General features: G+C 66.8%; 23 protein-coding genes. 11 read left to right on the top strand and 12 right to left on the bottom strand.

Annotated elements, in window-relative coordinates; genetic code table 11:
- Window positions 1–22 precede the first annotated feature (22 nt).
- The 5 genes from GPA25_RS02845 to GPA25_RS02825 are packed head-to-tail and all read right to left on the bottom strand — an operon-like array spanning window position 23 to window position 5,619.
- A complete protein-coding gene (locus tag GPA25_RS02845; protein WP_169258836.1) occupies window positions 23–814 on the bottom strand; it encodes an SDR family NAD(P)-dependent oxidoreductase in 792 nt (263 codons plus the stop codon).
- Entirely contained in the window at window positions 811–1,929 is a 1,119-nt protein-coding gene (locus tag GPA25_RS02840; protein ID WP_169258835.1) for an acyl-CoA dehydrogenase family protein, read from the bottom strand. The genes GPA25_RS02845 and GPA25_RS02840 overlap by 4 nt, the downstream gene beginning before the upstream one ends.
- Window positions 1,926–3,125 (bottom strand): acyl-CoA dehydrogenase family protein, encoded by a 1,200-nt coding sequence (locus tag GPA25_RS02835; protein ID WP_169258834.1) that lies wholly within the window; start codon window positions 3,123–3,125, stop codon window positions 1,926–1,928. The genes GPA25_RS02840 and GPA25_RS02835 overlap by 4 nt, the downstream gene beginning before the upstream one ends.
- A gap of 55 nt (window positions 3,126–3,180) precedes the next feature.
- The gene (locus tag GPA25_RS02830; RefSeq protein ID WP_343034810.1) at window positions 3,181–4,479 is read right to left on the bottom strand and encodes a spinster family MFS transporter; all 1,299 of its coding nucleotides are present in this window, start codon (window positions 4,477–4,479) and stop codon (window positions 3,181–3,183) included.
- 24 nt (window positions 4,480–4,503) lie between these two features.
- Complete coding sequence (locus GPA25_RS02825; RefSeq protein ID WP_246265258.1) at window positions 4,504–5,619, bottom strand: phosphotransferase family protein; 1,116 nt, start codon at window positions 5,617–5,619, stop codon at window positions 4,504–4,506.
- A gap of 437 nt (window positions 5,620–6,056) precedes the next feature.
- Between GPA25_RS02825 and GPA25_RS02820 the strand changes: the two genes are divergently transcribed.
- The 9 genes from GPA25_RS02820 (at window position 6,057) to GPA25_RS02780 (ending at window position 15,517) form a co-directional block, all read left to right on the top strand.
- Window positions 6,057–6,773 carry a carboxymuconolactone decarboxylase family protein gene (locus tag GPA25_RS02820; RefSeq protein ID WP_343034809.1) on the top strand — a complete coding sequence of 239 codons (717 nt, stop codon included), beginning with the start codon at window positions 6,057–6,059 and terminating at the stop codon, window positions 6,771–6,773.
- A complete protein-coding gene (locus GPA25_RS02815) occupies window positions 6,770–7,795 on the top strand; it encodes an NADP-dependent oxidoreductase (protein WP_169258832.1) in 1,026 nt (341 codons plus the stop codon). Before GPA25_RS02820 ends, GPA25_RS02815 begins: the two co-directional genes overlap by 4 nt.
- Before the next feature lie 9 nt (window positions 7,796–7,804).
- Window positions 7,805–9,892, top strand: coding sequence for a 3-hydroxyacyl-CoA dehydrogenase NAD-binding domain-containing protein (locus GPA25_RS02810; protein WP_169258831.1), 2,088 nt, complete (start codon window positions 7,805–7,807; stop codon window positions 9,890–9,892).
- 55 nt (window positions 9,893–9,947) lie between these two features.
- Complete coding sequence (locus GPA25_RS02805) at window positions 9,948–11,150, top strand: acetyl-CoA C-acyltransferase (protein WP_169258830.1); 1,203 nt, start codon at window positions 9,948–9,950, stop codon at window positions 11,148–11,150.
- Window positions 11,151–11,278: 128 nt separating this feature from the next.
- The gene (locus GPA25_RS02800) at window positions 11,279–12,076 is read left to right on the top strand and encodes an enoyl-CoA hydratase/isomerase family protein (RefSeq protein ID WP_169258829.1); all 798 of its coding nucleotides are present in this window, start codon (window positions 11,279–11,281) and stop codon (window positions 12,074–12,076) included.
- Between the two features lie 21 nt (window positions 12,077–12,097).
- Window positions 12,098–12,436, top strand: coding sequence for an EthD domain-containing protein (locus GPA25_RS02795; RefSeq protein WP_169258828.1), 339 nt, complete (start codon window positions 12,098–12,100; stop codon window positions 12,434–12,436).
- Between the two features lie 25 nt (window positions 12,437–12,461).
- A complete protein-coding gene (locus GPA25_RS02790; RefSeq protein ID WP_169258827.1) occupies window positions 12,462–13,259 on the top strand; it encodes an SDR family oxidoreductase in 798 nt (265 codons plus the stop codon).
- Window positions 13,252–14,784 carry a class I adenylate-forming enzyme family protein gene (locus GPA25_RS02785; protein ID WP_211162914.1) on the top strand — a complete coding sequence of 511 codons (1,533 nt, stop codon included), beginning with the start codon at window positions 13,252–13,254 and terminating at the stop codon, window positions 14,782–14,784. Before GPA25_RS02790 ends, GPA25_RS02785 begins: the two co-directional genes overlap by 8 nt.
- Window positions 14,785–14,872: 88 nt before the next feature.
- Entirely contained in the window at window positions 14,873–15,517 is a 645-nt protein-coding gene (locus GPA25_RS02780) for a TetR/AcrR family transcriptional regulator (RefSeq protein WP_169258825.1), read from the top strand.
- On the opposite strand, the gene GPA25_RS02775 is transcribed toward GPA25_RS02780, so the two are convergent.
- Both GPA25_RS02775 and GPA25_RS02770 read right to left on the bottom strand, forming a co-directional pair.
- Window positions 15,518–16,207: a carboxymuconolactone decarboxylase family protein gene (locus tag GPA25_RS02775; RefSeq protein ID WP_169258824.1), complete on the bottom strand. Its 690-nt coding sequence runs from the start codon at window positions 16,205–16,207 to the stop codon at window positions 15,518–15,520. It abuts the gene before it with no gap.
- Window positions 16,208–16,270: 63 nt separating this feature from the next.
- A complete protein-coding gene (locus GPA25_RS02770) occupies window positions 16,271–17,746 on the bottom strand; it encodes an aldehyde dehydrogenase family protein (RefSeq protein ID WP_246265257.1) in 1,476 nt (491 codons plus the stop codon).
- A gap of 343 nt (window positions 17,747–18,089) precedes the next feature.
- Here GPA25_RS02770 and GPA25_RS02765 point away from each other — a divergent pair, with 343 nt between their 5' ends.
- Both GPA25_RS02765 and GPA25_RS02760 read left to right on the top strand, forming a co-directional pair.
- Window positions 18,090–18,386: a hypothetical protein gene (locus GPA25_RS02765; RefSeq protein WP_169258823.1), complete on the top strand. Its 297-nt coding sequence runs from the start codon at window positions 18,090–18,092 to the stop codon at window positions 18,384–18,386.
- An 88-nt stretch (window positions 18,387–18,474) separates the two neighbouring features.
- Window positions 18,475–19,494 (top strand): NADP-dependent oxidoreductase, encoded by a 1,020-nt coding sequence (locus tag GPA25_RS02760; protein WP_169258822.1) that lies wholly within the window; start codon window positions 18,475–18,477, stop codon window positions 19,492–19,494.
- A 66-nt stretch (window positions 19,495–19,560) separates the two neighbouring features.
- On the opposite strand, the gene GPA25_RS02755 is transcribed toward GPA25_RS02760, so the two are convergent.
- The 5 genes from GPA25_RS02755 to GPA25_RS02735 all read right to left on the bottom strand — a co-directional run bounded on the left by GPA25_RS02755 (window position 19,561) and on the right by GPA25_RS02735 (window position 23,208).
- Window positions 19,561–20,343, bottom strand: coding sequence for a glucose 1-dehydrogenase (locus tag GPA25_RS02755; RefSeq protein WP_169258821.1), 783 nt, complete (start codon window positions 20,341–20,343; stop codon window positions 19,561–19,563).
- Between the two features lie 32 nt (window positions 20,344–20,375).
- Window positions 20,376–20,819: a nuclear transport factor 2 family protein gene (locus GPA25_RS02750; RefSeq protein WP_169258820.1), complete on the bottom strand. Its 444-nt coding sequence runs from the start codon at window positions 20,817–20,819 to the stop codon at window positions 20,376–20,378.
- 30 nt (window positions 20,820–20,849) lie between these two features.
- Entirely contained in the window at window positions 20,850–21,611 is a 762-nt protein-coding gene (locus GPA25_RS02745) for an SDR family NAD(P)-dependent oxidoreductase (protein WP_169258819.1), read from the bottom strand.
- 66 nt (window positions 21,612–21,677) lie between these two features.
- Window positions 21,678–22,727, bottom strand: coding sequence for an NAD(P)-dependent alcohol dehydrogenase (locus tag GPA25_RS02740; protein ID WP_169258818.1), 1,050 nt, complete (start codon window positions 22,725–22,727; stop codon window positions 21,678–21,680).
- Between the two features lie 28 nt (window positions 22,728–22,755).
- Window positions 22,756–23,208, bottom strand: a complete 453-nt coding sequence (locus GPA25_RS02735; protein WP_169258817.1) for an SRPBCC family protein — start codon at window positions 23,206–23,208, stop codon at window positions 22,756–22,758.
- Window positions 23,209–23,304: the final 96 nt, after the last annotated feature.

The raw sequence follows: 23,304 nt of genomic DNA, 5'->3' as shown, positions 1-23,304 counted from the left end.
AAATCCGTTCATCGGACCGTCATTACAGCGTATTGACCATGTGGCCGCCATCGACGACCAGCACCGAGCCGGTCATGTAGGACGACGCGTCGGAGGCGAGCAGCAGCAGTGGACCGGTGAGCTCGCCGCCGCGACCGAGGCGCCGCAGCGGGATGCGCTTGATCAGCGCCTTGCCGGCGTCACTGCCGAAGAAGTCCGCATTCAGCGGTGTTTCGACATAGCCCGGCGCCAGCGCATTGACGCGGATGCCGTAGCGCGCGAGCTCAAGGGCCATCGCCTTCGTGAGCTGGATCAGCGCGGCCTTCGAGGCCGAATACGCGGGCAACTGCTGGGCGACGCGCAGACCGAGGATCGACGAGATGTTGATGAGGCTGCCGGCCTTGCCAGCGTCCTTCATCGCGCGCGCGACGCGCTGGGCGACGCGCCACGAGCCGTTGAGGTTCACGTCGATGATGTCGTTCCAGTCCTGCTCGCCCACCTCGAGCAGTGGCTTGGTCTGGGTCACGCCGGCATTGTTCACCAGGATGTCCGGCACGCCGACGCTCGCGACGATGCTCGCGAGCGCATCCTCGACGCTTTCCGCGCGCGTGACATCCATCGCGACCGCATGCGCGCGGATGCCCTCGTCAATGAAGCGCGCGGCGACCTCGCGCCCCTGCTCGATGCGGCGGCCAGCCAGCACGACGGTCGCACCAGCGCGGCCGAGGTCGTGCGCGAAATCGCGGCCGAGTCCGCCGAAGGCGCCGGTCACGAGCGCGATCCGGCCGGAGATGTCGAACAGCGCGGCCGGGGCCGCGGCAGGTGCTTGCGTCATGCGGGGATGCCCTCCGGGGTGGAATGCGTGGTGGCAGCGAGGAAGCGTGCGAAGTGTTCGTCGCGGCTACCGAACAGGGCGGCGTTGACCATCAGCCGCCGGAAATAGTGGCTCACGTCGAGCTCCTCGGTGATGCCGAGTCCGCCGTGCATCTGCACCGCCTCGTTCGCGACCTTGCGCGCAGCGGTGCAGACATAGGCCTTGGCGCCGCTGACAATGCGTGCGCGTTCGGCAACAGGCAGCAGCAGCGCCGCTTGCGCGGCGCGCGTGAGCGCGGCGATCTCCTCCTGCAGCAGGAACATGTCGACCGCACGGTGCTGCAGCGCCTGGTTGGTGCCGATCGCGCGGCCGAACTGCTTGCGGATCTTGAGGTACTCACAGGTCGTCGCGACCAGCGCGCGCACGATGCCCAGCGCCTCGGCGCAGGAGGCGACGGTCGCGTGGTCGAGCACGTCGGCGACGGCTGCCTGCGCGGGTGTCCCGTCTTCCGGGTCGAGGCGCTCGGCGGGCACGCCGGCGAAGTGCAGGTTTGCCGCGCCACGGCCGTCGACGAGGCGATAGCGCAGCGCTTCGAGCTCGTCCGAGCGTGCATCGACGAGGAACAGGCGACGCTCACCGCCATGATCGGCATCCGCCGCGGAGACGATCAGCCGGTCTGCGATGTCGCCATGCAGCACCGCGATCTTGCGTCCGCTGATGCGCCCGGCGCGCACCTGGCAGGGCGAGCTCCCGGCCGGCTCGGCATCCGCGAACGCGAGCTTCACCGACCCATCGGCGAGCTGCGGCAACCACGCCGCCTGCTGCGCGGCGCTGCCCTGGCTGCGCAAGAGTCCGGTAGCGATGAGCGCGCTCGCGAGGATCGGCTCCATCAGCAGGCGACTGCCCACCACTTCCATCAGCGCACCGACCGCGAGCGGGTCGGCATCCAGGCCGCCATGCGCCTCGGGCAGGCGCAATGCGAGCCAGCCCAGTTCGGCATAGTCGCGCCAGGCCTTCGCGCTGTAGCCCGCCGGATCGGTGAGTACCGCGTGGCGCTGCAGGAAGCCGTAGTTGTCGGCCGCATAGCGCGAGGCGCTGTCGCGCAGCATCCCGGCCGTTTCGAGGTCCATGTTCATAGCCCCAGTACTCCCTTGGCAACGATGTTGCGCTGGATCTCGGACGCACCGCCGAAGATGGTCGCGGCACGGTTGTAGAAGTGGTCCTTGACGATGCCGCCCGCGTCTTCGGGCCCGAGCGGCGGCGCGCTCGCGGCGTGCAGCGCAGCCGGATCCCACGCGACGCCGGCGAGGCCCAGCAGGTCGATCGCGGCTTCCGCGATGTCCTGGTAGAGCTCGGTGCCGCGCAGCTTGATGAGCGACGCCTCGCCGCCGTGGTCCGTGCCGCGCATCATCGATTCGACGGCTTGGTACGACGCCACTTCCAGCGCCAGCAGGCGCAATTCCAGCTCGCCGATGCGGCCCGCGGTGCGCTCCGGCGAGGCGGACGGGTTCTCCCGCGCCAGTGCCTTCAGCCGTTCCAGCGCATGGCAGGCCATGCCGAGCAGCGCGCCGGCCGTGCGCTCGTTCTTGAGCAGGTACTTCGCATAGGTCCAGCCCTCGCCTTCCGCACCGACGAGGTTTTCGGCCGGCACGCGGACGTTTTCCAGCCACACTTCGTTCACGTGCACGTAGCCGTCCATCGTCGGAATCGGCTTCACGGTCACGCCGGGGCTCTTCATGTCGATCAGCACGAAGGAGATCGACTTCTGCGCCTGTTCGCCGCGCGCCGTCTTGACGAGGCAGAACAGCCAGTCCGCCCACTGCGCATAGGTCGTCCATACCTTCTGGCCGTTGACGACGTAGTGGTCGCCTTCATTTGCCTCACCTCGGATCGCCTCGGTGCGTAGCGCCGCGAGGTCGGAGCCGGCGCCGGGTTCGGAATAGCCCTGCGCCCAGAAGTCCTCGGTCGTCGCGATGCGCGGCAGAAAGCGGCGTTTCTGCGCCTCGCTGCCGAAGGCGTAGATCACCGGCCCGACGTATTTCACGCCGAAGGGGATCACCCACGGGCAGCCCAGCCGCGCGAGCTCGTCCTCGAAGGTGAAGCGCTCGAGCAGCGACCAGCCCTGCCCGCCGTGCTCCTTCGGCCAGTGGCCGATCGCCCAGCCCTGGTCGTTGAGCAGGCGCATCCAGCGCACGTAGTCGTCCTTGCCGAGCACCTGGTGCAGGTGCGACTTCCTCTTCAGGTCGTCGGGCATCACGCGCTCGTGGAAGCTGCGGATGTCGGCCCTCAGGCGTCGGGCCTTGTCGCGGGCTTCGTCTAGCGGATCGGTCATGGCGTTTCCTGCACGATGGTCATTAAGGGAATCGGGTTGGTTGTCGTCGTGCCGGTCAGCGCGTGGCCGGGCACGGGCTCGCCGTGGACACCGCCGCAGGCTCCGAGCTGTCCGCGAGATGTCGCGCGGCGACAAGGAACAGCACGCCGCCCGCAAGCGAGAACAGCGTCGCCGAGCACAGCGCGTAGCGGATGGAGTCGGTCGCGACGTCCAGACGGGTGGCGAGCAGGTCGCTCAGCGAACCGGTGCAGACGGGCCCGAGCCCCAGGCCGAGCAGGTTGAAGGTGATGATCACCACCGCCGAGGTCAGCGCGCGCATCCCGGGCGGCACCAGCAGCTGCGGCACGGCGACGATCGGGCCGAAGTAGAACATCATCAGGATCGAGGCGAAGGCACCGAAAACGATCGACAGCGTCGGCGACGCCACGAGGTACTGCGCCAGCGCGAACGGCACCATCGCCAGCAGCGCCCACGCGACGACGCGCAGCCGCCCGCCCGCGTCACGCCGACCGGCATGGTCCGACATTCGGCCGCCGAGGTACATGCCGATCGCGCTGCCAATGCCGTTGAGCAGCGCGAGATAGACCGACACCTCCGTCAGCGCCATGCCATGAACGCGCCCGTAGAAAGGCGCGTTCCAGTTCATCGTCGCATAGACCGCGTAGGCGTGGCAGGCGCCCGCCAGCACGAGGTAACGGAATGCCTTGATCTGCCACAGATGGCGCAACGCCGCCTTCAGGTCGCCGGCGGCAGCCGCATGCTGCGCCGGGGCGTCGAAGCTCCCCCGCAGCGGTTCGCGCATCATCCACAGCACGAGCGGCGCCAGCGCCAGCCCGGCAAGCCCGATGACAAGAAAGGTACCCCGCCACCCGATCGCGCTCTCGAGCTGACCGGCAAAAAGGTAGCCGTAGGCCATCCCCGCTGGCAGCGACAGCCCCCACAACGCGAGTACCGTGGCGCGCTCGCGCGCCGGGTAGAGGTCGGCGATGATCGAATGCGTCGACGGCACGCTGCCGGCTTCGCCGACGGCGACGCCGATGCGCAGCACCACCATGGCGACGAAGCCGCCCGCCAGCCCGGTGAGCGCCGTCATCGCGCTCCACAATGCGAGCGAACCGGCGATGATGCGTTTGCGGTTGCCGCGGTCCGCCCACCGTGCGACGGGCAGGCACAAGGTGGAATACACGAGCGCGAACGACAGGCCGGTGAGCGCGCCGAGCTGGGCGTCGGAGAGCGCGAGGTCACGCTTGATCGGTACCTGCAGGATCGAGATGATCGTGCGGTCGATGTAGTTGAACATCGACACCAGGAACAGCAGGAGCAGCGTGTAGCGGCGCTGCAGATGCCCGGTCACGGCGGCGCTCTCCCGACCGGCTCGTCAGCTCGCGCCGCCGTCACGCGCGAACTGCCACGCCGCGGTCGCGAGCGGCCGGATGTTCGCGATGATCTCCGCCGCATTCGCCGACGCCGCATTGCCGCCCTGCTGCCGGTGCGCGATGCCCTGCAGGATCGCGGCGGTGCGGAACAGGTTGAATGCGCGGTAGAACGGCAGATTGCCATCGACCGCGAAACCCGTGCGCTCGCAATAACGGTTCACATAGCGCTCCAGCGTCGGGATGCCGAGCGCAGCGAGGTCGGCGTCCTGCAGCGTACCGCGGGCATCCACCCCGGGCGGGCGATACCACTCCATCGCGTGGTACATCAGGTCGCCCAACGGGTGGCCCAGCGTCGACAGTTCCCAGTCCACCACGCCAACGACTTTCGGCTCGGTCGGGTGAATCAGGAGGTTGTGGAACGAGTAGTCGCCATGGATGATCGACGAGAGCCCGTCGTCGGCGGGCAGAGCCTCCGGCAGCCAGGCGATCAGCCTGTCCATCTCCGGGATGTCCTGCGTGCGCGACTGGTCGTACTGCGACGACCAGCGCGAGATCTGGCGCGAGAAGTAGTTGCCCGGTCTGCCGAAGTCCGACAACCCCAGCGACGCGTAATCGACGGTGTGCAGACGTGCCAGCGTCTCGTTCGCGGAATCGAAGACTGCCGCGCGCTCCGCCGGATCGAGGTCGGGCATGCGGCAGTTCCAGAAGATGCGGCCCGGCACATGGCGCATCACGTAGAACATGCTGCCCAGGACTTCACGGTCTTCGCACAGGACGAAAGGCGCGGGCACGGGGAAACCGGGAATATGCGACAGCGCCTGGATCACGCGGAATTCGCGATCCACCGCATGCGCAGACTTCAGCAGCACACCGGGTGGCTGCCTGCGCAGCACATATTTCTGTGCAGGCGTCTCGAGCAGGTAAGTGAGATTCGATTGCCCGCCCTGGAATTGCTTCACCACCAGCGGTCCGCGAAACCCCGGCAGATGCTCGCGGAGGTAATCGCATAGCCGCTCCTGGTCGATATGTGCGACCTGGCGGATCTCGCCGACCTCGCCGATGTAGGCCTTGGGCTCTTGAGCGATCGCCAGTTCGTCAGCGGCCGCCGCCTCCCTCATGATGCTGCTCGTTATTTCACCCATGGCATTCATTTGTCCATTTGTTGTGCCGCATGGGCGCCGCTGGCGCCGCCACGTCTGTCCTGGCCGAATTCCGGGGACGTGGAACGCCCCCGTCATCAAAGCCAGAGCACTCGCCCGTCCATACGGTCGATTCACAAGCAATATGTAGCCGTGTTATTCCGGAATCGACCGTTGAACGCACGATACTCGACCGACCGGTCGGCTGTCAACGAACAAAAATCCCGCCTGTCCGCGGAAAGACTCGGACAGCCACGCTCCCATTGACACTCGACCGTCCGGTCGGTAGGCTTGACGCAAAATGGCCGCTGCACGGGTCACGGCGCGACTGCTACCACCTCCCGGAGGCGGTCAGCCACACACCTTGCGGGAGGCGCACACTTGACGACGCACGACAATTCTCTTGGAGACTCAAGGTGAGGGACAGGAACGCATTGTTCAACTCGGAGCTGCTTTCGGAGCTCGCTCCATTCACGATCTCTGGATATGACCTTTTTCGCGAAGTCATCGAGACCGATAGCGCCCTGCCGGCGAAACTGAAGAGCCTGTTTGCCGCCGTAGCCGCCTGCAATCGTCGGTATCCGGAGCTGGCGCGCAACGAACTCGACCGTGCGGCACGCCTCGGCCTCACCCGCAACGAAGCTGCCGCGGGCCTGATCCTGCTGAGCAGTCTGCGTGGCGAAGGCGCAGCACTGGCCTTCGACGCCACCATCCGCGCGATCTATCCGCCGGCCTGCGAGGACGCAAACCCGCCGCGGCATCCGTCGTCGCATCCGCCCGAGCTCGTGCGAGCGGCGCCAGGCGAAGCGGAGGCGAACTTCAAGGCCTACTTCGGCACCACTCCTCCCGCTTTGGCGACGCTGCTTCGCCTCGCCCCAAAAGGCGCCGACGGTTATTTCCTGATGCGCAAGGGCACGATCGACTGCAACCAGCTCGACCGCAAGGCGGCCGAACTGATGCTGATCGCGGTGCTCGCGTCCGACTACAGCCCCCAGGCGGCGACCCACATCCGCGCGGCCCGCGCGGTGGGCGCGACCGACGAAGAGATGGCCGAGGCCATCCTGTGCGCCGTTCCCTCGGCCGGCATCGCTGCGTGGATGGCGACCGGCGTTCTCCTGGAGGCCCAGCAATGAACCCGAACACCAATCGCCAATGGCTGCTGCGCCGTCGCCCGCAAGGCCAGGTCGGCCGCGACGATCTCGAACTCGCGACCTCCGCGGTCCCCGCGCCGGCAAACGGCGAAGTCCTCGTGCGGGTCAAGCTGCTGTGCATGGACCCGACGATCCGCAATTTCATGGATCCCGACCCGGGGTACGGCGCGCCGGTCGCAGTCGGCGGAGTCATCCGTGGCGTGGTCATCGGCGAGATTGTCGAATCGCGCGACGACACGCGCGCGATCGGCGAGCTGGTGTGGGGATTCGGCGCGTGGAGCGACTACGTCGCAGGCCCCGCCGCCCAGTTCATTCCCCTCCCGACGCGCTTCGGCCACCCGCTGCCCGCCTATACACATGTGCTGGGAACGATCGGACTCACCGCGCATTACGGACTGCATGACGTTGCCCGCCTCCGGCCCGGTGAAACCGTGCTGGTCAGCGGCGCGGCGGGTGCGGTCGGTTCGCTTGTGGGCCAGATGGCACGCATTGCCGGTGCTTCGCGCATCGTCGGCATTGCCGGCGGCTCGGACAAGTGCCGGCGTGCGACCGAGCGCTACGGCTACGATCTGTGCATCGACTACAAGGGCGACACGAAACTGGATGCCGCGCTCGCCGAAGCCCTTCCGGATGGCATCGATGTCGTCTTCGAGAACGTCGGCGGCGCGACCCTGGAGGCCTCGCTGAACCACCTGCGCAAGAACGCGCGCGTCGCGCTGTGCGGGATGATCGCGCGCTACGGAGCCACCGAGACGGTGCCGGGCCCGCGCAACCTGTGGAACCTGGTCGTGAACACCGCGCGCATCGAGGGCTTCCTCGTCACCGACATCCTCGGCGACCCGCTGCGGTCCGACAAGGCATTGCGCGAGATCGACTCGTGGATCCGCGACGGCCGTCTGCACTACGACGTCGACGTGCGCACCGGTTTCGAAAACATCCCCGATATCTTCAACTGCCTGTTCACCGGCGCCCACACGGGCCGGCTGGTTGTGCAGATCGACTAGGCAATGCACATGACCCACGTGAGCTACACGCGCCACGGCGACATCGCCGTCGCCACCGTCAACAATCCGCCGGTCAACGCGCTGAGCCTGGGCCTGCGCCAAGGGCTGATGCAGGCCATCGAGGCAAGCCGCGCCGACGCCGGCGTTCGCGCGCTCGTGATCATCGGCGGCGGCAGCACTTTCGTCGCCGGCGCGGACATCAACGATTTCGGCAAACCCTACGAGGAGCCCAGCCTCTACGCGATCATCGACGCGTTGATGGCGAGTTCCAAGCCCGTGGTCGCGGCAATCCACGGCACCGCCTTCGGTGGCGGGCTGGAGCTCGCGCTCAGCTGCCAGTGGCGCATTGCAAGCCCCGACGCACAGATCGGCCAGCCCGAGGTGAAGCTCGGTCTCATGCCCGGCGGCGGCGGCACCCAGTGGTGGCCACGCCTGGCGGGTCCGGCAGTCGCCCTCGAAGTGACGACCGGCGGCAATCCGGTCGCCGCGCGTCAGGCGCACGAATGGGGCGTCATCGACCGCATCGCCGAGGGCAAGCTGCTCGAGGACGCCCTGGTGCTTGCCCAGGATGTCGTCAGCGGCACACTCCCGGCGCGAAACCTGGCGGAATCCACCGACAAGATCCGCAGCGTCGATCCGGCGCTCTTCGACGAATTCCGGCGCAAGAACCAGCGCAAGTGGAAGGGACAGCTCGCGCCGTGGAAGATCGTCGACTGCGTCGAGGCGGCCTGTCGCCTGAGCTTTGCGGAAGGCTTCCGACTCGAGAAGGACGCTTTCCGCGAATGCGAGCACAGCTACCAGAGCCGCTCGCTGATCCATCTGTTCTTCGCCGAGCGCGCCGCCGGCAAGCTCCCCGACGTCACGGACACCGCGGCGCCCGTCGCCTCGATCGGCGTCGTCGGCGCCGGCACGATGGGTGCAGGCATCGCCATGTGCTTCGCCAACGCCGGCTTGCCGGTCACCCTCCTCGACACCTCGGACGAGGCGCTCGCTCGCGGCATGAAATTGATCGCCGGCAACTACGCCACCTCGGTCAGCCGCGGCAGCATGCCGCAGTCGCGCGCCGACGCGGCCCTCGCGCGCATCCGCGGCTCCACCGAGGATTCCGCGCTGGCCGACGCCGACCTGATCGTCGAGGCCGTCTTCGAGGACATGGCAATCAAGCAGACGGTGTTCCGCCGCCTCGACGCGATCGCCAAGCCCGGTGCAATCCTCGCAACCAACACGTCGACGCTCGACATTGACGCGATCGCCGGCGCGACCTCGCGCCCCGGCAAGGTTCTGGGCCTGCATTTCTTCAGCCCCGCCAACGTGATGCGCCTGCTCGAAGTGGTGCGCGGCCCGCGCACTGCGCCCGAGACGCTCGCCACGGCCATGGCGCTCGCCCGCACGCTGCGCAAGATCGCGGTGATCTCCGCCAACGCCTACGGCTTCATCGGCAACCGCATCCTCGCCGCCTACGGCCGGGAGGCCGACTTCCTGCTCGAGGAAGGCGCCACGCCGTGGCAGATCGACCGCGTGCTGACCGAGTTCGGCTTCCCGATGGGCCTCTTCGCTATGCGCGACATGGCGGGGCTCGACGTCATCTGGCGCATCCGCCAGCAGGAGAACCCGACCCGGGCGGCGCACCTGCGCTACTCGCCGATCGCCGACCGCATCTGCGAGATGGGCCGCTTCGGCCAGAAAACCGGACGGGGTTATTACCTCTACGACGGTCGCACCGCGATTCCCGACCCCGAGATCGAGACTCTCATCGTCAGCGTGTCGGCCGAACTGGGTATTGCGCGCAAGGACATCCCGGACACGGAGATCCTCCAGCGCCTGCTGTGCGCGATGGCGAACGAAGGCGCCCGCATCCTCGCCGAAGGCGTCGCGCTGCGAGCCGGCGACATCGATGTCGTCTATGTGAATGGCTACGGCTTTCCGGCCACGCGCGGCGGCCCGATGTGGTGGGCGCGCGAAGCCGGGCTCACCTCGATTCACGACGCTGTCGTCGCGTACCACCGCCAGCACGGCGACTACTGGACGCCCTCGCCGCTGCTCGCGCGTGCGGCGGAATGCGGCGGCGACTGGGATGCTGCGCTGCCCCCCGTCTGACCCCGATCCCACAATTTCTCTCACCCACCAACCACCACTACAGGGAGCGCACAAGATGCGTGACGCGGTAATCGTTTCCGTTGCCCGCACCCCGATCGGCAAGGCCTATCGCGGTGCCTTCAACAACACCCAGGGCCAGGCCCTCGCCGCGCACGTCGTGCGGGCCGCCCTCGATCGCGCCGGAGTCGAATCCGACGCCGTCGACGACGTCGTCATGGGCTGCGCAATCCAGCAGGGCACCACGAGCTTCAACGTCGCCCGCCAGGCGGCCCTGCGCGCCGGCCTGCCGGTCAGCGTCCCCGGCATGACCATCGACCGCCAGTGCGGCTCGGGCCTGATGGCGATCGCCACCGCGGCCAAGCAGATCATCGTCGACGGCATGCAGGTCGCGGTCGCCGGCGGTGTCGAATCGGTGTCGCTGGTGCAGAACGAGCACTACAACATGTTCCGCATCAAGGATCCGGTACTCGACGAGCGCATCCCGGCGCTCTACATGTCGATGCTCGAAACCGCCGAAATCGTCTCGCAGCGCTACGGCATCAGCCGCGAACGCCAGGACGAATACGCCCTGCGTTCGCAGCTGCTGACCGCCAAGGCGCAGGCCGAAGGGCGCTTCGACGGCGAGATCGTGCCGATGGAATCGGTCATGGCGCGCTTCGACAAGGCGAGCGGCAGCACCGTGTTCGAGACCGTGACCCTCGCGCACGACGAAGGCAACCGACCGCAAACCACGCTCGAAGACCTGACCAAGTTGCAGCCGGTCTTCACCGGTGGGCAGGTGCTCAAGGAAGGCCGCTTCGTCACCGCCGGCAACGCCTCTCAGCTGTCCGACGGCGCCGCAGCACTGGTGCTGATGGAAGCAGCGGAGGCGCAACGGCGCGGGCTGACCCCGCTGGGACGCTACCGCGGCATGGCGGTCGCCGGCTGCGGCCCGGAGGAGATGGGCATCGGCCCGGTCCTGGCGGTCCCGAAATTGCTGGAGAAGGCCGGACTCAAGGTCGAGGACATCGACCTGTGGGAACTCAACGAGGCCTTCGCCTCGCAGGTGCTCTACTGCCGCGACAAGCTGGGCATCCCCGACGAGCGCCTCAACGTCTCCGGCGGAGCCATCGCCGTCGGTCACCCCTACGGCATGTCCGGGGCACGCATGACCGGCCATATCCTGCTCGAAGGACGTCGCCGCAAGGCAAAGTACGGCGTCGTCACGATGTGTGTCGGCGGGGGTATCGGCGCCGCCGGACTGTTCGAAATTTTCTGATGACGCGGCATTGACAAATATCGTTGGCGTGGTAAGGTTTCATTTAACCGACCGACCGGTCGGGTGCGAAATTGGATACGGGATCATCCCGGGTTTGGGTTGAAAATTACACTGGAGCAGACACAACCATGGAACTGGAAAAGGACGTCATTCAGTACGAAGTTGCAGGCAACGGCATCGCCACCATCTGGCTCAACCGTCCGCACAAGCGCAACTGCGTCAGCCCGCAATTGCTGAAGGAACTCGAGAAGGCCGTCGATCGCGCCGCCGAGGACAAGGAAGCTCTCGCGGTGGTGTTCCGCGGCCGCGCCAACACCTTCTGCTCGGGCGCGGACCTTGATCTGCTGGTCAGCCCGGTGCTGCACGAAAGCTCGACCTCGCTGCAACTGGCAATCGATTCGGCACGCACCTTCGACAAGATCTTCAACATGAAGAAGCCCACCATCGCCGCCGTGGAAGGTTTCGCGGTTGCAGGCGGCTTCGAGCTGATGATCTCTTGCGACTTCGCGCTCGCCGCGAACGAAGCCAAGATCGGCGACTTCCACATCCGCCGCGCGCTGTTCGGCGGCGCGGGCCCGATCTACCGCCTGCCGCGCATGATCGGCATGCGCCGCTCGAAGGAACTGATGCTCACCGGCAAGCTGCTCACCGGCGTGCAGTGCGCCGATTGGGGCCTGATCAACGCCGCCGCGCCGCAGGCCGAGTTCGACAAGCTGATCGAGGACTTCTGCGCCCCGCTGATCGACAAGAGCCCGTTCTGCATGTGGATGACCAAGATGGCGTTGAACCGCGGCCTCGACGCGGACACCGACTCCCTGATCACCCTCGAAACCATGACCTGCAACGTGGTCCATCATTCGGCAGACGCCAAGGAAGGCGTGCGCGCGTTCCTCGAGAAGCGCACTCCGAAGTGGACCGGTCGCTAATCCGCAGAGGCAGATAGGCATATGTCAGCAAGCTTGGTCATCCTGGCGACCCGCCCCCCCGAATGGTCGCGCGAGCAATTCACCACCTGGTGGCGCAGCGAGCACGCGGACTACGCGAAGAAGCTCCCGGGCCTCGCCGCCTACCGCCACGGCGAGGTGACGTTCGACTACGATCATCCGGAAGGGCCCGCCTGGGATGGCCATGCCGTGCTGACCTTTGCCTCGCGCGAAGTGCTCGACGCGGCACTTCGTTCTACCGAGTGGGCCGCCGCGGTGGCCCACGTCGGCAAGATGAAAGGCAAGCGGATCGCCCTGATCACCGAGGAGCTCGATCTTCTCCCCGGCACGCAGGGCGCCTGAAATCCCGCATCGCAAGGACAACAAGGTGAGCGAGAACTATTCCCCGGGCTTCGTCGCCCGCAAGTTTCGCCTCGACGGCAAGGTCGCCCTCATTACCGGCGGTCGCGGCGCCCTCGCCGAGGCCATTGCCGCGACCCTGGCCGATCTCGGCTGCAACGTCGCGCTGGCCTCGCGCCACGAGCAGGAATGCGCCGCCATGGCGGCGAGCCTCGCAGAGCGCTTTTCATGCAAGGCCATCGGCCTGCGCTGCGACATCGCCAGCGAGGAAGAAGTCGAGGCGGCGGTCGCCGCAACCGTAGAGCAGCTTGGCGGCCTCGACATCCTGATCAACAACGCCGGCGCCTCCTGGTGGGGATTGCCGGAAGATATCCCGCTGTCGGGCTGGCGCAAGGTGGTCGACGTCAACCTCACCGGCACCTTCCTCGCGTGCCGTCATGCGGCGCGCCACATGATCCCCAACGGCGGCGGCTGCATGGTGAATATCGCGTCGGTGGGGGCCTTCCTCTCCTACCGGCCGGACGCCGGCCAGGTCGTTCCCTACACGACGACCAAGGCCGCAATGGTGCACCTCACCAGCGATCTGGCTGCGCAGTGGGCGCATCACGGCATCCGCGTGAACGCCGTCGCACCGGGCTCGGTCGAGACGGGCATGACCGAAACCCTCACCGAAGGCATCCAGCAGAAGCTCCTCGACGGCATCCTGCTGCACCGTTTCGGCAAGCCCGCTGAGGTCGCGCCGACAGTCGCCCTACTCGTCTCGCAGGCCGGCAGCTTCATCACCGGCCAAACCTTCCTCGTCGATGGAGGTCAGTCGATTGCCTGATCGCAGCCCCACCCATTACAGCGCCGACGGTCTCGCTTGGACCGACGACACGCTGTGGACACAGTTTTCGCGCCTCGCTGTCGCCGTGCCCGAGGCGCTGGCCGTCGTCGGCGCCGACGGACGCCGCTGGAACCGCGCCGAGATGCGCGACATGGCACTGGCCGTGCGCGACGCCCTGCTCGCCGGCGGCGTCGGAGCTCAGGACCGCGTGATGCTGCAGGGGCGCAAAACCGCCCCCGTACTGGCCGCCGCGCTGGGTATCTCGGCGGCCGGAGCCATCATCTGTCCCTATACGCCCGACCTCGGTGCGGCCGAGCGCCACGTCCTCGATGAGCGCCTCGACCACATCGCCGTGATCGGCGACGCCGACGGCGAAGCGATCGCCGGCACACCGAGCCTGCGCCTCCAACTGCGCCGCCGCAATCCGGACGCGATCCCCGACGAACGCAATGCCCGCACGGCGCTGATCGGATTCACTTCGGGCACGACCGGCGTACCCAAAGGCGTGATGCAGTCGGCAGCATCGATGAACTACACCGTGCGCGCCTGCGAACACATCGCCGGCCTTGCGCCGGGCGACGCAATCCTCGGGGTCGTGCCGCTGGGTAGTGCACCGGGCTTCACCTTCACCGTCCACTTCTCGCTCTCGCTTGGCCACCCGCTCGTGATCGTCGATCCGTGGGACCCGCTCGAGACGCTGAAGAAGATCGCCGCGCACGACGTCCGCTGGGGCATCTGCGTACCGACCCACCTCGCGACGATGGTCGAACTTGCACGTAAAGGACAATGGTCGGCACCGAGCCCGCTCAAGGCGCTGGGCGTCGGCGGCAGCTCGATGACGCCGGAGCTCATTCGCGATGCGCGCGAACTGCTCGGCATCCCCGCGCTGCGCATGTTCGGCATGTCCGAATGCATGGGCCACGCCTCCACCCGCCCCGACGATGCGCTGGAACTGCAGTGCCATTCCGATGGCAAATCCTTCCCGGGTACGCAGGACGAGGCATTCGACAGCGAACGCAGGATGCTGCCGCGCGGCGAGCGCGGCCAGGCGGGAGTGCGCGGTCCGTCGCTGTTCCTCGGCTATTGCCGCGGCCTCGGCGAGCACGAATTTCAGCTCACTCCCGACGGCTTCTACCTCACCGGTGATGAAATCATCTGCAGCGCGGACGGGTATCTGCGCGTCGTGGGCCGGATCAAGGATCAAATCATCCGGGGCGGCTATAATATCGACCCGGCGGAAGTCGAGGCGGCGCTACTCAGGCACCCGGCGATCGATCAGGTCTCGATCGTTTCCGTCCCCGAACCGAGGCTCGGCGAACAGGCCTGTGCGCTGTGCTCGATTCGTGACGGCTTTGCGGAACCGACCCTCGAAGACATCAAGCGGCATCTGGGCGAAATCGGCCTGTCGAAGAAGAAGTGGCCGGAACACCTCTTGATCATCAATCATTTCCCATATACAACGACCGGCAAGGTCGACAAGAAACGCATGTCGAAGATTGCCGTTGCCGAACTGGGGCTCGGTTGAGCACGGTGCTCCAACGGCTTTCGGGTCCGTGCAGATACATGACAAAAGGGTATCGCGTCGCCGCTATCTTTCAGAAAATGGGAGTCACATGAAGAGTCCGGTCAAGAAGGCAGCCGCGCCAAAGAAGAAGAATGGCCGCGCAACGTCTGCCGCACATGACGAAAAACGTCATGAAATCATCGCGCACTGCGCTTCGCTATTCGATCGCGTCGGTTATCACGGCACGTCGATGCAGATGCTTGCCGACGAAGTGGGTCTTGGCAAGCCGACGCTGTATCACTATTTCGCAAGCAAGGGCGACATCCTGTACGAGATGCACCAGTTGCATATCGACTCGATGATCGGCGGCCTCGAGCAGGACTCCCAGATCGCGGGCATCCAGCCGGCAGAGCGCCTGGAGCGTGCCTGCGCGTCGACGCTGCGCGAGATCGCGCACCACCCCGGCTATGTGCGGGCCTTCATGGACCACTACGCCGAGCTCGAGGACGAGCAGCGCGAGGAAATGCGGCTGCGCCGGCGGGACTACTTCACCCGTGTGACGAACATCATCCGCGAGGGCATCGAAACCGGCCAGTTTGCCGACACCGATCCCCAGCTCACGACCCTCGCCTTTGTCGGCATGTGCAACTGGGCCTACAAGTGGTATCCGCGCATGGCCCATCAAGTGCCGCCGGAGAAAATGGCAAAGCAGCTTTGCCAGATTCTCCTCAACGGTTTGAACGCCCGCCCCTGATCAGCCGGGCGCGTCCATCGCGGTCGCGCCGCTGACCCAACCCGACAGACCGCTGGTCGCCACCGTGCACACGATCGCCTCGGCGATCTCGCGCTCGCTGGCGCCTGCGGTCCGCGCGCCCTTGATATGCACGGCAGCGAGCGGGCTGTAATCCGCCACAAGCACCGTCACCAGCAGCAGCTCGGAATACTTCGGCCCCAGCGGCGTGCCGTTGATCGTGCCTTCGCGCATCAGGTAATACGCTTCCGCCCCCAGCGGAATCAGGTCGATCAGCTTGCCGAGCGAAGGCGGCATCGCGCCGAAATAGGCAAGAAAGTTCGCCTCGACCGCGCCCGGCTCCACGCCGATCTCGGGGAAGGCATCGTCACCGCCGGTACGCCCCGGATACACCGTTTCCAGCGAGTCGAGATAGGACAGCGCCGCCCCTTCGCCGCGCACGCTGCTCAGAACGATCGCGGCGGCGGAAGCCTCCTCGAAAGTCAGTCCCAGGTCGCGCGCACGCGTGAGCTCGCGCAGCGCCATTTCGCGATAACCCTTGGTCGTCGCCGCCACGGCCACGAACAGCACCTTGATCCGCCCCGGCAGCGCGCCGTCCTCCTCGATCACGCGCCGGAAGCGCGAATAACCGCCCAGCGTTTTCGGCGCGATGCGCCGCAGCAGCGGCGAGGCCAGTAGCTTGTTTCCTGTCACGTCACATCCTCGTCATTGCGGCAATCGAGCCCCCGCGCGTCAGGGCGCGCGGAGGCATTCGCGTCAGGCCAGGTTGATCCACACGCTCTTCACGTGGGTGAATTCCTCGACCGAGACTGCACCGAGGCTGCGCCCGAAGCCGGAGAACTTGACCCCGCCGTAAGGCACCGAGGTTTCGTTGAGCTGGTAGGCGTTGATCCACACCGTGCCCACCTTGAGCCGCTGCGAGGCGCGGTGCGCGCGCACCACGTCGCGCGTCCACACGCCGGCGGCGAGACCGAAATCGGTGTCGTTGGCGATTGCGTACGCCTCGTCGTCGCTCTCGAACGGGATCACCGCCATCACCGGCCCGAAGATTTCCTCGCGCGCGATCGTCATCTCGTTGTTCACGCCGGTGAAGATCGTGGGCTGGAAGAAATAACCCTCGTCGCCGTGGCGCGCGCCGCCGAGCGCGAGCTGCGCGCCTTCGCGCTTGCCGATGTCGACGTAGCGGCTCACCTGGTCGAGCTGCTGGCGCGAGATGACCGGACCCACGGCGGTGTCGGCATCGAAGCAGGAGCCGATCTTCAGCCCGCGCGAGGCCTCGACCATGCGCTCGACGAATTCGTCGTGGATCGAGCGATGCACGAGCACGCGCGAGCCGGCCGTGCAGATCTGTCCCGAATGGCCCCACACCGCCCACGCGGCGGCCTGCGCGGCGCGATCGAGGTCGGCGTCGGGGAACACCATCTGGGCGCTCTTGCCGCCCAGCTCGAGCGACACGCGCTTGAGCCGCGCCGCCGCGGCTGCCTGGATGCGGCGCCCGGTCTCGACCGAGCCGGTGAAGCTGATCGAGTCGATCTCCTTGTGCTCGACGATGCCGGCGCCGACAAGATGGCCGGGCCCGTGCACGACGTTCACGACGCCCGGCGGCACGCCTGCCTCGAGGCACAGCTTGCCGAAAAAGAGCGCTGTCAGCGGCGTCTGCTCGGCGGGCTTGAGCACCACCGAGTTGCCGCAGGCGAGCGGCGCGACCACGCCCAGCGACACCGCCGACGGGGCGTTCCACGGCATGATCACGCCGCACACGCCGATCGGCTCGCGCACCTGCTGCACGATCAGGTTCGAGCCGGTCGGCGACATCGCGCCTTCGATCTTGCTCGGCCAGCCGGCATAGTAGTTCGTGACGTCGATGCCGAACTGCACGAAGAACGGCGTCTGTGCGCGGATGATGCCGCCGTCGAGCATGTCGAGGTCCATCAGCACCTCGCGATGGTCTTCCAGCAGCGCGGCGAGGCGGCGCAGCACGGCTTCCTTCTGCATCGGCGGCAGGTTGCGCCAGCGCCCGTCCTCGAAGGACTGCCGCGCGGCCCGTGCCGCACGATCGACCTCGGCCTTACCGCCTTCGGCGACCCGGGCGAATTCGCGCCCCGTGTTCGGATCGACGACCGGCATGGTGGCCTCGTCGGCCGACATCACGATCTCGCCGTCGATCAGGTGCCCCAACCGGGTCTCCGCCAAAAAACGCCGGGTTCCTTCCGACAGCGTGTAGTCGCTCAACGACGCCTTTCCTCTCACCGCATCTTCCATGCTCACGTCTCCATCGTGGACCAACTGACTCCGAAATTCCCGCCGTGCGGGAACGCTGGGCGACCGGTCACCAGCGACAAGACTCCAGCACTGCGACCTCCACCGCCCGACCGATCGGTCGAGCCACCTAGCAGGCGAATTATAGTCTCGACCGTGAGACTGTCAATGCTCGCCTCGCGCGGCTTCAAAAGACTGTCCATCACCGCCGGAGGGAATAAAAAATTGTTGAAAATTCATAAAGAAACAGAATTGCGCTGCAATTTCCGCCGTATTAATATTGCACTGCACAATTTGAAAAATCCTGGAGAACACCATGAACGCACCGATGATTCTGCCTTGGCTCGCACGCAAATGGGGAGTCAGCGAGGAACGCACGCTCGCGCTGTGGAACGAAGCTTGCCGCGACGCCGACCACGTGGCCGGCGCGGACCGCAACTCGGCCTATTGGGGCCATGCCAAGGCACGCTGGATCGACCTGCTGGACCAGGAAGTGATCGCTCGTTATCCGGTTACGGAAACGCCGTGGATCATGATGCGCCTGAACCTGCTGCGCCTGCTCGCCAGCGTGCGAATCTGGTTCGTCGGGCACGGGTTCGCCAGCGCCTACTGAGCGGCACCGGTATCGCAGCCAACTCCTCGCGAATATGGCACAATTCGACCGTCCGGTCGGGCGCCAAACATCTTCGCGAGGAGTCACAATGAACACACTGCAGAACAAGCAGATCCTGCTTCGGCAGCGCCCCGAGGGCGCGCTGCGCGAGAGCGACTTCACGCTGGCGACGCGCCCCGTGCGCGAGATCCGCGACGGCGAATGCCTTTCGCGCAACCTGTACTTCTCGCTCGACGCGGGCTTCCGCAAGTGGATGAACGCCGGCGCCGACGACAACTACCTGACCGCAATGGAACTCGGTGCGCCGGTGCAGAGCATCGTCCTGGGCCGCGTCGAGGCCTCGCGCAACGAGCACTTCCCCGTCGGCAGCCTCGTGCTGGGGCGCAGTTCGTGGGAGGAGTTCAGCATCTTCGACGGCAGCGACTTCCTGCAGAAGCTCGACCACGACGGCAGCTTCCCGCTGCACGAGTATGTCGCGACGCTCGGCCCCACCGGCATGACGGCCTACTTCGGCCTGATGGACATCGGCCGTCCCCGCAGCGGCGACACCGTGCTCGTGAGCGCGGCCGGCGGCGCGGTCGGATCGGTGGTCGGGCAGATTGCGCGCATCCTCGGCTGCCGCACGGTGGGCATCACCAGTTCCGCAGAAAAGTGCCGCTGGCTCACCGAGGAACTGGGCTACGACGCGGCGATCAACCACCGCGCGCCGGGCGGCCTCGCGGCCGGCATCCGCGAGCACCTGCCCGACGGCTTCGACATCTATTTCGACAACGTCGGCGGCCCGATGCTGGACCAGGCCGTCCAGCACATGAAGCTCGGCGCACGTGTCGTGCTATGCGGCGCGATCGCCGACTACGATCAGAACGACCGCGAATCGGGCGTGTTCCACATGTGGCAGTTCATCGTGAAGCGCGCGAGCGCGGCGGGCTTCATGTTCTCGGACTACGTCGAGCGCTACCCGGAAGCGGTGCAGGCGCTGGCGAAGTGGCTGGGCGAAGGCCGCCTGAAGACCGTCGTCGATATCCGCGAAGGTATCGAGCAGACGCCGAAGGCGTTCTGCGACATGCTGGAAGGAAAGAGCCGCGGCAAGTGCATCGTCCGCCTCTGAGGGGGCGGTGCCGCACTGCCGGCGCCACGCATCACGGGTGGCGCCGGCAGCGAACTGCGCAAGTCGTCAATACTTGTCCGACTGGCCGCCGTCGACGGGAATCACGGTTGCATTGATGAAGGACGCCTGGTCCGAGAGCAGGAAGGCGACGACGTAGGCGACTTCCTCGGGGCGACCGAGGCGCTTCATCGGATTCACGCTGACGTACTCCCGCCCCACCGCCTCCCAGTCGTCGCCGCCGATCTGGCGCAGCGCGCCTTCGACCATTGGCGTCATGATCGCGCCCGGGGCGACGGCGTTGATGCGGATGCCGAACTGGCCGTACTCGACGCCGGCGTTGCGCGTCAGGCCGACCACGCCGTGCTTGCTGGCCGCATAGCCGGCCTGGTTGCCGACGCCGCGGATACCGCCGACCGAGGCCGTATTCACGATCGCGCCGTGCCCCTGGCGGTGCATCACCTGCAGCACGTACTTCATGCCGAAGAACACGCCGTCGAGATTGACCGCGACGACCTTGTGGAACTCGTCGATCCCGTAGTCCTCGGTCGGATTCTGCTTGCCCTCGATACCGGCGTTGTTGAAGAAGCCGTCGATGGCGCCGAAACGGGCGACAGTCTGGTCGACAAAGCCGCGTACCGCCTGCTCGTCGGCGACGTCCGCCGCGATCGCGAGGATCTCGACCTTTGGCACCGCCGCACGCAGGGCGCCCTGGGTTTCCTCCAGCGCGGCGCCGTTGCGATCCACGATCGCCAGCTTCGCTCCTTCCTGCGCGAGCTGCAGCGCCGTCGCCCGCCCGAGGCCCGAGCCGGCCCCGGTGATCAGTAGCACCTTGTCCTGAAAACGCATCATCCCCTCACCTCCCTGTTCACCGTTCAAGCTGCTCACAGCAGCATCGGGCCGATGTCGCCATCGACCTTGAACACTTCGAGCTCGCGATGGACGATGCGCCAGCCCTCGGGGCGACGCTCCAGCCGGTCGCGATACTCGCCCCACACCGTCATGATGTTCTGCGCGTAGTCGCCGAGCCCGAGGTGGATCGCCTGCAGGTAGCACTTCGCGGTCGCCTTGTCGCCGTCGACGACGATGCGGTAGTTGCCGAGCAGGTGCTGGGTGCGGCCGCAGCGTTCGAGCGCGCTGCGCACCATGTTGCGGATCCCGTCGCGGCCGGTGAAGTCGCCGATGCCCAGGTAGCGGGCGGTGGCCTCGGGCACGAAGACCTCGTCGAGGCCTGCCCACTGGTGCTCGTCGAGATCGACCGCATAACGGATCAGGATCTGCTCGATGTCGCGCTGGTCGCGCAGGACTTGCACGTCTGTCTGGTTCATATTGGTCGGAGTCCTGTGAAGGCTGTGAAGTCAGAAGGTCGAATAACCGCCATCGACGGCGACGGTGCTGCCGTGGATGAAGCTCGCGTCGTCGCTCGCGAGGAAGGCCACCACGGCGGCGACCTCTTCCGGCTGCCCGGCACGCCCGGCGGGCGCGCGCAGCATCTTCTGGTAGTCCGCGCTCGCGTCGAGGAATTCCTTCGGAATGCTCGCGACCATCGGCGTCATGATGATCCCCGGCGCGATTGCGACCGCGCGGATGTTCTGCTGGCCGTACTCGTAGGCGATCTCGCGCGTCATGCCGACCACCGCGTGCTTCGCGGCGGTGTATTCGATGCCCGCCGCGGTGGCCAGCACGCCGGCGGTCGAGGCGATGTTGATGATCACGCCGCCGCCCTGCTGCACCATCTGCGGGATCACCCGCCGGCAGAACAGGAAGACACTCTTCAGGTTCACGTTGAGCACGCGGTCCCAGGATTCGTCGCTCACTTCCGCCGTCTTCACGAACTGGCCGACGATGCCCGCGTTATTGACCAGCACGTCGATCGCACCGTACTGCGCGAGCGTGTCCGCGGCGATGCGCGCGACGTCCTCGCGGCTGGCGACATCGCCCTGCATCGCCACGGCCTCGCCGCCGGCCGCGACGATGGGACCCACGGTATCGCGCGCGGCTGCGATGTTGAGGTCGGCCGCCACGACCCGCGCGCCCTCGGCCGCCAGGCGCACACACATCGCGCGGCCCAGCCCCGAGCCGCCGCCGGTGACGATCGCCACCTTGCCCTTCAGTCTCATTCTTGTCTCCTCGCTTGTTGCCTCATTTGCCTCACCACGCGCCCGGTGCGTTACCGGGCAGCGTGTTCAGTCGAGGTCGGGCACCAGCACGGCGCGCCCCATGATCTTTCCCTCGCGCAACTCCTGCAGCACCCGCGGGCCCTCGGTGATGCCGAAGTAATGGGCATCGACGTGGATGCGGCCGCTCTGCGCGAGCGCGATCACTTCCTGCAATTCCGCGCGCGTACCCCACAGCGGCGTGCACACCGAACAGCCGAACGGCAGCGTCAGCTGGCCCAGCTGGATCACGCCACCACCCACGCCGACGACGGTGAGCTGGCTGTTGCGCCCGACGATCTGCACCGCGAGATCCAGCGTCGGCTGCGCGCCGACACAGTCGAGCACGAAGGCCGCGCGGCGCACGCCGGTAAAGGCACGGATGCGCGCGGCGGCATCCGTGCCATCGCGCGAATTCACCGCGAGTTCGGCACCCAGTTGCCGCGCATGCTCCAAGCGGCGCTCGTCGACATCGACGGCAACGACGCGCGCGCCGCACAGCGCGCGCAGCAGTTGCACCGCCATGTGGCCCAGCCCGCCGACGCCGATCACCACCGCGGTCGCATCCGGCGTAAGCAGCGACAACGCGCGCTTGATCGCGTGGTAGGGGGTCAGCGCCGCGTCGGTAAGCGGCGCGGCTTCGCGCGGCGCCAGCGTGCCGAGCGGCACCAGCAATCGCGGCGATGGCACCAGCAGGTAGTCGGCCATGCCGCCGTCGGCGCCGAACCCGCCGCCGGGGTTAGGCAGCGAGTCGGCGTTCTCGCAGTAGTTCTCCATCGACTGCTGGCAAGCGTGGCAGTGGCCACAACCCCAGTGGCCGTACACCGCGACCGGATCACCCTCCTTCCAGCCCGTGACCCCGGCGCCGACGGCCGCCACCCAACCGGCGTTCTCGTGCCCCAGCGTGAAACCGCGGCACTCGCCAGCACCGGCAACCCCATGGTCGAGCACGTGCAGGTCGGAATGGCACACGCCGGCGCCGCCGATCTTCACCAGCACCTCGCCCGGGCCCGGTACCGGGACAGCCACTTCCGCAACGACCGGGGGCCGCCCCGGCTCGATGAATCGAACGGCCTTCATGCGCGTTTCTCCGCCTGACTCGTGGACATCAGGCCGTCGCCCGTGCCGCGGCGTCGGCAACCCCGCGGAACATCAGCGCATAGGCCATGCGCAGCCATGCGTCGGCCTCGTCGGGCTCGCCCGATTCGGTCGTGAGCTCACTCGAATAGTTGAGGCGGCAGCGTCCTTCGCCGAGACTTTCGATGCGCCCGGTGGCTTGGTAATGGGTGATCCCCATCGGCGGCCGGCCGACGATCGACAGCTTGTAGGTCATCGTCGCGGGATCCTGGAAGTCCAGCCGCTCGCTGACCGGATCCGGGTAGCCCACGTTGTAGATGTGGCGCACCTGGCCGATGCCTTCGCCGACGAGGTCGACATGGTCGATCTGCACCGCCGGATCATGCGTGGGCCACCAGCGCTCGATGTGCGCGAAATCCCGCAGCAGGTCCCACACCAGCGCGGCCGGCGCGTCGAAATCGTGACTGACTTTGATGTAGTGCATGGTCGGCTTGTTCCTCAGAAATGGTTTGTTCGGCATCGGCGGCGGGCCCACGGCCCATGTTGATCTGAACGTCCCCAGAATAGACGACCGATCGGT

It is taken from the genome of Aromatoleum diolicum (assembly GCF_012910955.1).
GTDB lineage: Bacteria > Pseudomonadota > Gammaproteobacteria > Burkholderiales > Rhodocyclaceae > Aromatoleum > Aromatoleum diolicum.
The sequence above is the reverse complement of the archived record's forward strand: the minus strand, read 5'-3'. Positions and strand labels throughout refer to the sequence as shown.

What these genes read in the sequence shown, in the direction of transcription:
- GPA25_RS02735 (WP_169258817.1), bottom strand. Translation starts at nt 23,208, where the DNA reads ATGCACTACATCAAAGTCAGTCACGATTTCGACGCGCCGGCCGCGCTG.
- GPA25_RS02845 (WP_169258836.1), bottom strand. Translation starts at nt 814, where the DNA reads ATGACGCAAGCACCTGCCGCGGCCCCGGCCGCGCTGTTCGACATCTCC.
- GPA25_RS02795 (WP_169258828.1), top strand. Translation starts at nt 12,098, where the DNA reads ATGTCAGCAAGCTTGGTCATCCTGGCGACCCGCCCCCCCGAATGGTCG.
- GPA25_RS02755 (WP_169258821.1), bottom strand. Translation starts at nt 20,343, where the DNA reads ATGATGCGTTTTCAGGACAAGGTGCTACTGATCACCGGGGCCGGCTCG.
- GPA25_RS02780 (WP_169258825.1), top strand. Translation starts at nt 14,873, where the DNA reads ATGAAGAGTCCGGTCAAGAAGGCAGCCGCGCCAAAGAAGAAGAATGGC.
- GPA25_RS02760 (WP_169258822.1), top strand. Translation starts at nt 18,475, where the DNA reads ATGAACACACTGCAGAACAAGCAGATCCTGCTTCGGCAGCGCCCCGAG.
- GPA25_RS02805 (WP_169258830.1), top strand. Translation starts at nt 9,948, where the DNA reads ATGCGTGACGCGGTAATCGTTTCCGTTGCCCGCACCCCGATCGGCAAG.
- GPA25_RS02835 (WP_169258834.1), bottom strand. Translation starts at nt 3,125, where the DNA reads ATGACCGATCCGCTAGACGAAGCCCGCGACAAGGCCCGACGCCTGAGG.
- GPA25_RS02840 (WP_169258835.1), bottom strand. Translation starts at nt 1,929, where the DNA reads ATGAACATGGACCTCGAAACGGCCGGGATGCTGCGCGACAGCGCCTCG.
- GPA25_RS02810 (WP_169258831.1), top strand. Translation starts at nt 7,805, where the DNA reads ATGACCCACGTGAGCTACACGCGCCACGGCGACATCGCCGTCGCCACC.
- GPA25_RS02740 (WP_169258818.1), bottom strand. Translation starts at nt 22,727, where the DNA reads ATGAAGGCCGTTCGATTCATCGAGCCGGGGCGGCCCCCGGTCGTTGCG.
- GPA25_RS02750 (WP_169258820.1), bottom strand. Translation starts at nt 20,819, where the DNA reads ATGAACCAGACAGACGTGCAAGTCCTGCGCGACCAGCGCGACATCGAG.
- GPA25_RS02825 (WP_246265258.1), bottom strand. Translation starts at nt 5,619, where the DNA reads ATGAGGGAGGCGGCGGCCGCTGACGAACTGGCGATCGCTCAAGAGCCC.
- GPA25_RS02765 (WP_169258823.1), top strand. Translation starts at nt 18,090, where the DNA reads ATGAACGCACCGATGATTCTGCCTTGGCTCGCACGCAAATGGGGAGTC.
- GPA25_RS02745 (WP_169258819.1), bottom strand. Translation starts at nt 21,611, where the DNA reads ATGAGACTGAAGGGCAAGGTGGCGATCGTCACCGGCGGCGGCTCGGGG.
- GPA25_RS02815 (WP_169258832.1), top strand. Translation starts at nt 6,770, where the DNA reads ATGAACCCGAACACCAATCGCCAATGGCTGCTGCGCCGTCGCCCGCAA.
- GPA25_RS02800 (WP_169258829.1), top strand. Translation starts at nt 11,279, where the DNA reads ATGGAACTGGAAAAGGACGTCATTCAGTACGAAGTTGCAGGCAACGGC.